This window comes from Heliomicrobium gestii (assembly GCF_009877435.1).
In the GTDB taxonomy this organism is placed as follows: domain Bacteria; phylum Bacillota; class Desulfitobacteriia; order Heliobacteriales; family Heliobacteriaceae; genus Heliomicrobium; species Heliomicrobium gestii.
Genome location: NZ_WXEX01000038.1, coordinates 1 through 568, shown reverse-complemented (window position 1 = coordinate 568; position 568 = coordinate 1). Strand labels below are relative to the sequence as shown.

The 568-nt window shown below is 49.5% G+C and carries 3 tRNA genes; all 3 read left to right on the top strand.

Annotated features, from left to right (window positions below):
* Positions 1 to 47: 47 nt before the first annotated feature.
* Positions 48 to 123 (top strand) — tRNA-Lys (locus GTO89_RS16915).
* Between the two features lie 4 nt (positions 124 to 127).
* Positions 128 to 203, top strand: a tRNA-Glu gene (locus tag GTO89_RS16910).
* Between the two features lie 8 nt (positions 204 to 211).
* Positions 212 to 287: transfer RNA gene (locus tag GTO89_RS16905), tRNA-Val, on the top strand.
* Positions 288 to 568: the final 281 nt, after the last annotated feature.

The following is a 568-nucleotide window of genomic DNA, read 5'->3' as shown; positions in this document are numbered from 1 at the left end:
CTCTGCCTTCGAAGGTTCGAATCCTTCTCCCTCCACCAGCAACTCTTGATCCATTAGCTCAGTTGGTAGAGCACCTGACTTTTAATCAGGGTGTCGCTGGTTCGAGTCCAGCATGGATCACCATGATGGCCCGTTGGTCAAGCGGTCTAAGACACCGCCCTTTCACGGCGGTTACAGGGGTTCGAATCCCCTACGGGTCACCATCTTTCATGGGCGATTAGCTCAGCTGGGAGAGCGCCTGCCTTACAAGCAGGATGTCGGCAGTTCGATCCTGTCATCGCCCACCAATAGGTAAATTCCTAAAAATACCGGTTGCAATGTCGAACCAAAAGTGATAATATGTAATTCCGCTCGACAAACGGGCGAGAAAAAACTGGTCCTTGAAAATCGAACAGTTGCGAATCAAAAGCGTGCGAAACCAATCAATTCCGTTGCTGGTCGCTGATGCGGAAGCGGTGCAATACCTTTTCGGTATTAGAGATAGCAGCAGAAGAACGACTGTTGCAGAGGAATATCGTTGGAAACGGCGATATGCCGAAACAGCAGTGGTTCACAAGATTGTTTAATG